We start from the raw sequence: 9459 nt of genomic DNA on the forward strand, positions 1-9459 counted from the left end.
TTATTTTCAATCGACTCTACATTTATATTATGCAGCTTAAATGCCGATTAGCTTATTCAGGGTTTTACATTGCCGAAACTTGTTTGCACCCTGAGCTTAGACCAATTGTTGATGAAATCTTCTCAAACCCAGACAAGAAACTTGCCTTAACGCGAATGTCTGACAATTTGCAATTGATCGTGTCCGCATCAGCAGCGCGGGCGATGAGTTCTGACTCACAAGATGTGGTGCGTCGCCGAACGACTGATTTTTGGCACGCTAGAGACTACGAATGTTTTTTGCAGATGTTCAAGCAAGATGGGGGAGCGGAGTTTGAAATTACTTACCAAGCAACAACCAATCTCCCAAAAATTAATCCTTTGGCACCGTGGGCACGGTTTACTACAAGCTATCGGTTTTTTGAAATTGATGTTGGCGATCGCACAGAAGTGTACCGTTTGGGCGAAGGTAAAGATATCACCCTAATCAGTCGTCCCAAGGTTGTTTCATAATATAACGAGGTTTTATGGCAGTAAGATTCCTAGAAAACAAGGGCAGTGGCAATATCTTAGAAATTAGTCGAGCTAGGCTTTTGGAGCTTACTCCCAATGTTTATCCCCTGACTTGGGAAGCGATTCTTTCAGGTAAGGGTGATAGTGCAGCTATCTTGGGTGCAGGTTTTGCCGAACGTGAAGTTTTTTTTGGTTTTGAAGGAGTTGACTTAACGCGCTACCAACTTCCGACAATCGACTGTTACGACATTGCTACTAATCCGCCAGAAAAGTTTTTAGCTTTACGCAGCCAATACCCAAACCTACAGTTAAATTATTTTTGCGATCGCAATCTAGCAGAACTAGAATTGACAAAACTTTACGCTCCAAATAGCCTGCGGCTAGTTTCGGTTCATGGAGTATTAGATTACTTACAACCACATACGGTTACAACAACATTACTTGATATCGTGAAGGTGCAGCCAGAAGCAATATCGATAAGGCTATTTTTAATGGGCAACCCGTGGTCGCGGAATTTTGCGAGTATAGAGCAACTAGCGATGGAATTAAATTCAATAGAAATTACTACAAGTGGCTTAATCGAGTCGATTGATTTTGATATATTTTGTCGTACAGGTGTTGTGCAATTAAATATTTTAGACCAGGATAAAATTGAACATAATTTGTTACCAAGTTACGGCGCGTCTCATGTCATGCCTGATAAATTAGTTGGTTATTTCAATACTCAAGGATATCAGCTTGTTGCAACTGATATGTACTCACTTTCAAGTCAAGATTTGCAAGGGGATGAATCGCAAAATCACAATAGTAATAAAGATGTATTTTTAGATAATCCACATGGAATGTTGTTATTTTTTAAACGATAAAATACTCATTTTAATCGAGCTAATCAACGAAAAGGTTATTTTACTTGACAGTGAATGCCTGTTTCACCAATGAAACGGAGCCATCATCAATAAACCGTTAGGTTAAATTCAAGTTCAACATCACTTAAAAAATCCCCTTAACTAAAGCAAGAAATTTTACTATAAAAAACACAAATATCGCGTATTTACTGATGAATGCTCAGGTTTCGTATGGTTAATATGTAGCAAATAATATAGCATCGGCTACTTAAACTAGTGGATCAAGTTTAGAAGTTAAATGACTATCAAAAAACCCTTGGCTATCAACCAGCCAGAGGTGGGGCAGATCATTCATGATTTGCGGCTTGCCTTCGGGCTTACGCAAGAACAATTTGCAGCCACTGTAGGCGTTACTTATACCACGATTAATCGTTGGGAAAATGGACGCTCTAAACCGTCACCGATGGCGATGAAGCTTATTGAGCTGAAGCTTGATGAGATGGGCAGTCAGGGTCAGGATTTATTGGCTAAGTATTTACCGAATTAGCTGTTTGCTCAGTTTTGGTATGGGCGGTGGGTTTTGCCCATCGCAGAAGCCGCAAATTCAGGATTAATGAAGATAAATGCACTATTTTCAATTGGCTTAAATGTCAACAGTCAGATTTTCCCCCACCAGAGAAACTACAGCCAGTTGAGTTTGACAGGATGGGATCGCACCTTACGTAATTATTGCGTCAAAGCTTTATCCTGTATAAACTTTGCTTGTTTTATGTGCAATTAGACGGAAAATTTCAATTAGTCCCCCAACCTACACTTTTTTACATGGTAAGTAATAAAAACATGAATCCTAAAGAAACCTGCCCAAAGAAAATACTTGATGCTATGCAGAAACTAAATACTAAATGGCGCGGTTTTTATGCTTCTTTCAATGGTGGTACATTTCCACTTTCGGAATTACCAAACTTTGCAAATGATTTTGATGAGATAGTTTTTGAATTTTGCGAGTCAGTTCATGAAGCAGAGGGAGAATTGTTAGAGGAATGAATAAATACTGCGCTCGCCTCACCTAATCAAGCGTTCACGTAGTGTCTCGCAGAGAGGAAATCTACCATGACATACTGGCTATTTCAAAGCAACCTCAAATATTACCGCATCATAGACGCCATCCGCGACTTTGAGCAGATGCCTTGGTTTGTAACACGCTATGCAAAGGATATGGTCGCTGGTGATGGAGTGCTGATTTGGAAATCTAGGGATTAGGCTGGAGTATATGCCATAGCAGAGATTATCAAATCCCTAAGTAATATAAAAACCCAATTTCAACATTTTTGACCATTTTCAATTACAAAATAGAGTATTAACTATGGCAGGTTATCAAATTCCACCCGGAACAATTGTCAATAATATCAAAAGTCTATTGCGGGAGAGGTATAAGCAAGGGTTTCCTATCATTAAAGAAATAATTCAAAATGCCAATGATGGACGAGCTACAACTTTAGAATTTGGAATAGTCAAAGAACTGGGAGATGCAGTTGAGCATCCCCTTTTAAAGATACCTGGACTATTTTTCCTCAATAATGGTACATTTTCTAAATCTGATAAAGAATCTATATCTTGCTTTGGCATTGATGCTAATGCCAAAGATAAAGGTAAAATCGGTAAATTTGGACTTGGACAAAAGAGTATTTTTCATTTTTGTGAAGCCTTCTTTTATATTGCTCGTTCTCAGGATATTCAAGAAGGTTGTGGTCAATTTATTAATCCTTGGGCTAATTATGATGGATTTGATTCTAAACGCCCAGAGTGGGGAGAACTTTCTCTTGAAGATCGCCAGTTTTTAGAAAATTATTTAATTCAGCAAAACTTAGTAAAACCTACATCTAATTACTTTTTATTATGGATACCACTGCGCCAAAGAATGCCAGACGAACGTTGTATTTTGGCTAACTATTATAATGATGCAAAATCAGTGGAATCTAATCTACCTGAAGACATGAAAATGAGGATTGGGCAATTATTACCCTTGTTACGTCATATTAGGAAAGTTAGATATTGGCTAGAAAATAATAGCGGTTCTCTTCAGGCGCAATTTTCTGTTACTTTAGATAGCCATAATCCCTGCGATCGCTGTATTTATCCAAATTCAGAAAGTAAAATAATACAACAAGATGAACACGATTTGCAAGGGAGAATTATCATTAGTGCAGATGCAACAGGAATCCGGTTTGCAGGTAAAGAACGAATTTTACCAGCGAGTGACTTTTCATTACTACTAGGTCAAGATTCAGAAAGCGTATCAAATACTTTTTGGGATGATTTACAACAGTCACCTTATTGGACAAAAAGAGTATCAATTAATGAATCGGCGGAATCAGAAAGTATACCTGATAAATCAATCCCTCATTGTGCTGTAGTTTTTACCAAGCAATCGCTAAACAATAGACATAAAGCTAGATTAATGCTGCAATGGTCGGTTTTTCTACCTTTAGCCAGTGATGAAACTAGTTATAGTCAAGAGGGAGCCGAACAAGAAGCTTATGAAGTAATTGATTGCAAAGGTGAGCAAGATTATACAATTTTTTTACATGGTTATTTCTTTCTTGATTCTGGTAGAAAATATATTGAAGGATTGCAAAAAATCCGCACTGATGGGTTTGTGCAAAAGACTCCCACGAATGAAGATGAAATGATAGCTCAGTGGAATTATTTGCTGGCGACTAAAGGAACTTTAAAAGTTTTTCTTCCTTCCCTTGAGAAATTTGTGAAAATTCATAGTTTATCTACTCCAGATATATCTAACCTTTCTGAAGCAATTTTTCGATCGCAGTTTTTCAAAAGTAAAGTATACAAACAGAGTATTTGTAGAGAGGCTCAGTGGGTATTTAGGATTAAACCATCTCGTAGTGCTTGGGAACTAATTCCGGTTAATGCAAATGTGCGATCACTGCCTGGTGTTCCCCCCAACTGGGAAATCTTCCCTGAATTAAGCAATTTAGTAGAAAGGTATTATTTAATTGACAAGGAACAACCTAATCTTCTGTCAAATGAAACATCTGTAGATTGGCAAAAGCAAGAAATTATTAATCTACTGACATCGTTAGATTTAAATTTGCTTTTTGCTCAACCTAAAAATGTCAACTACTTTGTGAATTTCCTCATCCAAAATAGACAACTTATTGGACAATCGGAAATTCAAACCAGCCTAATAAATATAGTTCGAGAAGCATTTATAACCATTGGTATCGAAAACCTCCAACAAGAGCAATACAATGAAGCTATTAAAAAAATAGTTGCATTAATTCATCCTGAAAAAAGGTTGAAACTTAAACAAGTTACTTACAATGGGCAAGCTATACAACTTGTTTTAAACGCATTATATCAGCTAGATATTGAACAACCACTATTAATTTATGAATTATTTGAGCCAAATTCCCCTGTTAGTACTGGTTCTTTGAGTAATGAACAAGTAAAATTTATTCTGACTTCTCTTAGCCAATTATTGATAACAGCAACTACCCAGCAGGTAGCTAAAAAAATTCTTGAGCAAATTCTTGAGCAGATTAATTCACTAGAAACTGTTTTAAACCTTGTGTCGAATCTTGCCTTATTTTTTGGGTATAATCATCAGCAGAATAAAACCTATATTTGCTCCTACTTAAGTTTACAACAATACAAACAAAAATATTTGCTATTTCGAGGTGATAAAAGAGACTATGAGACACCTATTGCTACTGCTGTAAAAGCAGCATTACCAGAATGCAAACTGATTTTCATAGAACCAAAAATTTCAATGATTTTAGAAAAAACTAGCACTTTAAGAGCTATCCCTAAATTGGAACCTCAAACTTGCTTACAGCTTTTAGCCACAAAACCAGATTTAGGCAATTCCAGGCAACGAACTAATTTATTGAAGGAGTTAATTAATCATGTCTAAGCAATTGCGTTACTTGTTGCATGAAAATAAAGAAAAATACGAAGATATTACAACTCCTTTATATATCACTTCGCAAGAAAGTACAGTATGGCAAAAAGTTGGACAACAAGTTTTACAAATACGAGGTGAAGATTGGCGGTTAATCGATCCGCTCATTGTTGAGTATATTCCCTCGGCTAAACGCCAAATACTAGGAATTAAATTATTACAAACTGAAGAAGTTGTAGATTTAATTCGTGAGTTAGGAGCAGACTGTGTAGATGGGAATTTGCTAGAACCATCTGAGAGATATGAGCTATTGCGCTATATTAGGCAAAGACCTAATAATCAAGAGTTATGGAAATCTCTACAACTCCATGAAACAGTCAATGGGGAGCTAGTTTGTATTGAATCTGGCAAAATGTATTTAGAAAATCCAGATTTTACCCTTGATGAACGCCTGAAAAAATATATTGTATTGATTCGCCAAAACAAACAGGAAATAGACCAAGAGTGGATTCCATTTTGGACTCCTGATGAAGCAATAGCAACAATTGTAAATTTTGCTAATCCTGAAAAATACTGTGATTTGATTTTGAATGCTCTGCAACAATTGTCTACATTAGAAAAAGATAAATGGGAAAGTGAACTAAAAAATCTTCAGTGGTTAGTGGATGTAGATAGTAAACCAATACAACCACGAGATGTAATCAAATTACCAATAAATTTAGTACGACATCAACAGATGATCTGTACTTTAGATAATACCAAATATAGTGAAATCTCTTTAAATGCCAGGATAAAAAATCATCCAGCATATAGTTATATCAAAAAATTATTTACCTTTTGGAAGACAGAAACTATCCTGGAAAAATTTTTTGCTCATCCGAAAAAAACATTAGATTACTGGCGTGATTTTTCTCCAGTAATTTTAGACGCATTGCAAGATATAGATATTTCTAAAATCCCAGCATTAGAAAGATTGCTTACAACAGAAAGATGGCTAGTTTCTACTGATAAACTAATTGCTCCTCAACAGGTAATTGAGATTGTATCCAAAGAAATTAGTAAACATTTATTTACATTGGTTGAGATAAGTGAAGGTGAATATGCAGAACTATCACTTCTATCGCCAGATGTCCAAAATCACGATAGCTTGAAAATAGTCAAAAAGCTGTTTTCTCGGTGGAATGAAAATCATGTAATTGAGTTTATTCTGAGTCAGTCTCAACCTTACTTATATTTTGATATTATTCTGGATGCTTTAAGTAGTTTATTTAGTAATGCAAATCAAAGGCTCTTTAAAGAGAATAATGAACAGCTTAAAATAGAACCGTGGCTTGTAGATATAGATGGAAATGCTGTTTATCCAGAAAATATTCTACATTATCCAGATATACAAATAGAAATTGAAGAGTTACTATTGAAAATTTCTAGCTCTTACATAGCATCTTCACAATTAAATCAACAAATCCGTAGTCATGAGAATTGTTGGCAATGGTTATCTAAAGAATTATTTTTAAATCAAGAGCAAGTATTGTCAGAAATTGGGACACTTTTGAAACAAGCAGATGAGTACCAACTGGGACAATTTGAAATAGATGAATTCCCGTTAGATGAAGTTGTGCAAATATTTAACACTATAGATGTTAGTTTTTTGCCAGCTTGGAACTTAGTTCAAAGAATTAGCTTAGAAAAATTTAAAAAATATCTACTTCCTAATTTATTAGGTAAAATAGATGAAGAAAAATTAATTAAAATTCTTCAAAATCTTGTTGACTTAAATAATGAACCTGAAGCAATTACGATTAAGGTTTTTAATTGTTACCTAAAATTAGCAGTCAAATATAATAGCTTTTCACAAATTATAGGTCAAATTCGTTTACTTAACCATCACAATCAGTGGCAAACACCTGATAGCTTAACTTGGGGGAATAGAGAAAATATTGATGGTGCTTATCTTCTCAATAAGGAGCAAACAGCAATTCTGCACCCTTATTTAAAAGATATGCAGAAAAATAATTCCTCAAATGCTTTACAAACTTCTGTAACAGCAGCAGATGAAACAAACTCTGATGTTCTGCAAAATTACTTTCGGGCTTGGGAACTATATTGTCCTACAGAACCAATTGGTGCATTTTTAACTTTGTTATATGGCAGTGAAGGAAAGGTTAAAAACCTTGCTCATCTCTATCTAGGTAAGCGAGATTTAGGCATCTTGCGCCAAAGATTATTGGAGAATAAACCCATAGCACATCGCACCTTTCGTATGTATGTAGGTCAGGCAAACGATTGCACTAGAGAAGTACAATCTATCATGGGTTTTACTTTTAAAGCAAGTCTTGCAAACACTAAAAAGCCTCCTCATCTTTTTGTTAACAAACTTACACCTGATGTTACAGAACTTGAGTTATTACCTATTCAACCTCAATACTTTAGTCCATCAGAATTAGTAAATTTTTTAAAGAACTCAACAAAAGTATTACTTAAAGAAATTTATGAAGTAATTCGCTCATCACTAAATCAGATTTGGGAAGATTTATTAGACTCTGATCAACTAGATATCCAAGTAGCAAAAAACTTTTTACTAGAAGGTGCGCGTTATGTAATGAGAATGTTAGGCGCACATGAACGTATTACTCTGATTAAAAGCCTTTTAACAAGTTGGGATAACTGCTGTCATCAGAGAGTAGAATTAAAGCAGCAAAATCGCTCCGTAGATAATATCGATAAAAAAATTGAAAATCTGATTTCTGAATTATCTCATTTACTAGAAGATGAATCTTCAGAAAGTGAAGAGATAAGAGATCAATTATTAGAAGCTGTGCGAGCCAAGATAAATTTACACGGCTACAGATGTCAAAGTATTCCATTTGAGTTATTTCAAAATGCTGATGATGCAGTAGTTGAATGGCAGTTTATGTCATCCCAACAAAAACTTCATGATAGCAGGAAGCAATTTATTATCAAATTTGATGATAATAAAATTCAATTCATTCATGCAGGTAGACCAATTGGCTGTTTTCAACATCCTGATCACCCAGAAAAACAATATAGAGATAAGGGGTTTGATCGTGACTTAGACAAAATGTTAACTTTCAACATCTCTGATAAAGGAGAAGGAGTGACAGGGAAATTTGGCTTAGGATTTAAGAGTATCTATCTTGCTTCCAGAAGACCTTATGTACTAAGCAAAAATTTAGGTTTTACCGTTGAAGGTGGGCTGATACCATCACGATTAAATCCACTAAAAGCTAGTGAACTTCGAGGTGATTATAAACGCTACATTAGTTTATCTGATGCAACAATTATAGAATTGAATCTTGAAGAGAATGTATCTTGGCAAAATGTACTTCAAGATTTCCAATCTGTAGCTAATATTCTGTTAGTTTTTTCTAAAGCCATCAAAACCTGCACATTTGTTGATCACTATCGTCAAGAAATTACTTTATATTGGAATCCTTCTACTGTTCTGAATCTTTCGAGAGTGGAAACAGGTAAATATCAAACTGCAAGTAATATTCAAGATTCTATACTACTATGCCTAAAAACTGGCGAAGAAACAAAAGCCAGTTTAGTTTTAGGTCTTTTTGAGAAGAATGGTTGCCTTTATAATGCTTTACCAGAAAAGATACCAACTTTTTGGGTGACAGCGCCCACAAGGGAAGAGCTATTTCTAGGTTTTATATTAAATGCTAACTTTGACATTACTACAGGTCGAGAAAGTTTAGTGAAGTCTTCGGTTCGTAACCGTGAGTTAGCGCAACTTATAGGAGAGAATTTAGGAGAAGTTCTTTATAGCCTTTTTTGTGCTAGTGAGGGTAACTGGCAGGCTTTGGCAAAAACTTTTGGTTTTACGAATATTGATGAATATGAGTTTTGGAACTTCTTATGGAAGGAGTTGGCAGTTCGTTGGCAGCAAAAAGACCCCAGTGAAGGAATTGATATTATCAGTAATATGTTGGCGGGCGATCGCGCTATGGGTTATCTCATCACTCGCTGTCAGTCTTTACCCAGTGGTTTGTATGGTCGCTACCGTCAACTCGTCTCACTTGATAATGTGAACTATAAATTAACAGGTAAAATCTCAGAGCAAAACACTTTTTTACAAGTCGCAAATTGGCCAGGTTTTCAGCAACAGTATCAAAATAATCTGGTTCTTGCGTTACTTTTATGGAAAATTAATACTAAAGTGCCAGTTTAATAAACT

At 35.4% G+C, this 9459-nt stretch carries 6 protein-coding genes and 1 pseudogene; all 7 read left to right on the forward strand.

Annotation, left to right across the window (positions count from 1 at the left end; all coding sequences use genetic code 11):
- Window positions 1–491, forward strand: a pseudogene (locus HWQ37_RS30660) (hypothetical protein); the annotation flags it as partial.
- 14 nt (window positions 492–505) lie between these two features.
- Window positions 506–1357 carry a hypothetical protein gene (locus HWQ37_RS30665; RefSeq protein ID WP_292754315.1) on the forward strand — a complete coding sequence of 284 codons (852 nt, stop codon included), beginning with the start codon at window positions 506–508 and terminating at the stop codon, window positions 1355–1357.
- Window positions 1358–1634: 277 nt separating this feature from the next.
- On the forward strand, window positions 1635–1883 hold the full coding sequence (locus HWQ37_RS30670) for a helix-turn-helix domain-containing protein (RefSeq protein WP_029631411.1): 249 nt from the start codon (window positions 1635–1637) through the stop codon (window positions 1881–1883).
- A 293-nt stretch (window positions 1884–2176) separates the two neighbouring features.
- Entirely contained in the window at window positions 2177–2380 is a 204-nt protein-coding gene (locus HWQ37_RS30675) for a hypothetical protein (protein WP_292754320.1), read from the forward strand.
- 66 nt (window positions 2381–2446) lie between these two features.
- The gene (locus tag HWQ37_RS30680) at window positions 2447–2596 is read left to right on the forward strand and encodes an EVE domain-containing protein (protein WP_292754322.1); all 150 of its coding nucleotides are present in this window, start codon (window positions 2447–2449) and stop codon (window positions 2594–2596) included.
- Window positions 2597–2699: 103 nt separating this feature from the next.
- Window positions 2700–5270, forward strand: coding sequence for a sacsin N-terminal ATP-binding-like domain-containing protein (locus HWQ37_RS30685; protein ID WP_292754325.1), 2571 nt, complete (start codon window positions 2700–2702; stop codon window positions 5268–5270).
- Window positions 5263–9453, forward strand: a complete 4191-nt coding sequence (locus HWQ37_RS30690) for a DUF4433 domain-containing protein (protein WP_292754328.1) — start codon at window positions 5263–5265, stop codon at window positions 9451–9453. Before HWQ37_RS30685 ends, HWQ37_RS30690 begins: the two co-directional genes overlap by 8 nt.
- Window positions 9454–9459: the final 6 nt, after the last annotated feature.

The organism is Nostoc sp. NMS4, from assembly GCF_017115095.1.
Lineage (GTDB): Bacteria > Cyanobacteriota > Cyanobacteriia > Cyanobacteriales > Nostocaceae > Nostoc.

Coding starts and splice junctions, on each gene's coding strand:
- HWQ37_RS30670 (WP_029631411.1), top strand. CDS start 1,635: ATGACTATCAAAAAACCCTTGGCTATCAACCAGCCAGAGGTGGGGCAG.
- HWQ37_RS30675 (WP_292754320.1), top strand. CDS start 2,177: ATGAATCCTAAAGAAACCTGCCCAAAGAAAATACTTGATGCTATGCAG.
- HWQ37_RS30665 (WP_292754315.1), top strand. CDS start 506: ATGGCAGTAAGATTCCTAGAAAACAAGGGCAGTGGCAATATCTTAGAA.
- HWQ37_RS30685 (WP_292754325.1), top strand. CDS start 2,700: ATGGCAGGTTATCAAATTCCACCCGGAACAATTGTCAATAATATCAAA.
- HWQ37_RS30680 (WP_292754322.1), top strand. CDS start 2,447: ATGACATACTGGCTATTTCAAAGCAACCTCAAATATTACCGCATCATA.
- HWQ37_RS30690 (WP_292754328.1), top strand. CDS start 5,263: ATGTCTAAGCAATTGCGTTACTTGTTGCATGAAAATAAAGAAAAATAC.